This window comes from Synechococcus sp. R8-2, from assembly GCF_047461715.1.
Lineage (GTDB): Bacteria > Cyanobacteriota > Cyanobacteriia > Thermostichales > Thermostichaceae > Thermostichus.
In genome coordinates this window covers 1-1,689 of sequence record NZ_JANSHQ010000218.1, presented here as the reverse complement: position 1 = coordinate 1,689, position 1,689 = coordinate 1, and the positions used below count along the sequence as shown (strand labels likewise).

Genomic DNA, 1,689 nt, shown 5'->3' with positions numbered 1-1,689 from the left:
CTGGAGCTTGTTCAAGGGCAAAAAGGTGGCGCGTCCGGCTTTTTCCCGCTTCAAAAAGTTGACGGCGCTCACGGCCACGGTGTCATCCTCCACCACCACAAAGTGCAGCCGGTTCCCTGCCGCGATCTCCAGCGCCAGTTGATACTGGGGATCCACCTGCCCCAACTGGGCCACCAACCCCAAAACCCCCGGCAGACGGGCACTCAGGATGGCTTGGGTCGCCCGGGATCCCTGGGATTCTTGCAACACTTGGCGGCGGGTTTCCCATTTGTCCAGTTGCCGCTGCTTGGCGTGCAGCTCGGCGGCCAGGCGCTCGTGGGTGGCGCGATCCAGCTCCAGGCCGGCCTGCAGTTGCGCCAGCTCTTGGGCCAAAGTTTGAACCTGAGCTTCCGACTGTCGGCAAGTGTGTTCCAGCTCGGCGGTGAGGGCCAGGTGGGATCCCAGCCACGCCTCGATCTGGGCAATCTCCGCTTGGATCTCTTGGCTTTGTCGTTCCAGTTGCCGTTGTCGCTCTTGCAGGCGAATTTGCTCCTGTTGGAGAGGCTCCTGTTCAGCGCGGAGTTCCTCAATGTGGCGGGTGAGGTAGCGCTGCTGTTTCACCCAGGCATCGGCGGATTGGGCTAGGGCGCGCAGCTGTTCGCGGCTCTGTTCCAAGCTAATTTGGGCTTTCTGAACCTGGGCCTGCAGGGATCCCTGGGCTTGGGCCAGTTGCTCCTGTTGGCTGTGCAGGTGTTCCAGCTCCGCCTGCAGATGCTGCTGTTGGGTTTGCCGCTCCTGATGTAGGCGCTGCGCTTGCTCGATCTCCTGCTGCCAGGCTGCGATCTGTTGGCTGACCTGTTGCCGTTGTGTTTCGGCGGCGGCAATCTGGGCTTGCAGGTGCAGGTATTCCTCCTCTCCAAGGGCGTGGATGCGGCTTTGCAACTCGGCCAGGGCGGCTTCGGCCTGTTGCAAATGATCGTTCAAGGTCTGCACCTGAGCGGTGGCCTGCTCCTGAGTTTCCAGAAACCGCTGAATGGCCGCCTGGGTTTCTTCCACTTGGGCCTGCAAATGCCGCCAAAGCAACACCTGTTGCTGCTGCTCCAGCGTTTGCAACTGCAGCCGCAGTTGCTGATGGTGTTGAGCCTTTTCGCTCTCTTTGAGCAGCCGTTCTCCCTGGGCTTGCCATTCCTGTTCGATGAGCCGAAAGCGCTCAATTTGTTCCCGTACCGCCTCCAGCTTGCTGTTGGCCTGGGCGATCTTGCGGTCGAAGGTGGCCACCCCCGCCAATTCGTCGATGATCTGCCGCCGTTCCTTGGGGTGCATGGAAATGATGCTGGTGACATCCCCCTGTAAAACGACGTTGTAGCCGTTGGGGTAGATGTGCATCGCCTCCAGTTGTTCGTGCAGCTCGCTCAGGGTACAGGGCACATCGTTGATGTAGAAAGTGCTGGTGTAGGGGAGAGAATCCGTCCCGCTATCGCGAGTGGGATCCTCAGCCTTTCCGGGCTTGACCCGCAGCCGGCGACTGACTTTCCATTCCCTGGGCTGGCCATCTTCTCCCGGCCCCAGCTCAAAGGTGACGGAAACGTGGGTTTCCACCTGCCGATTGCCGTTGAGGCTGCCGGAATGCACCAGATCCAAAAGCCTCTCTGCCCGCATCCCCCGCGAGGACGATAAACCCAGCGCGAACAGGATCCCATCCAGGATGTT

1 pseudogene is annotated in these 1,689 nt (G+C 60.7%); it reads right to left on the bottom strand.

Annotated features, from left to right (window positions below):
* Window positions 1–1,689, bottom strand: a pseudogene (locus tag NW819_RS05915) (chromosome segregation protein SMC); the annotation flags it as partial.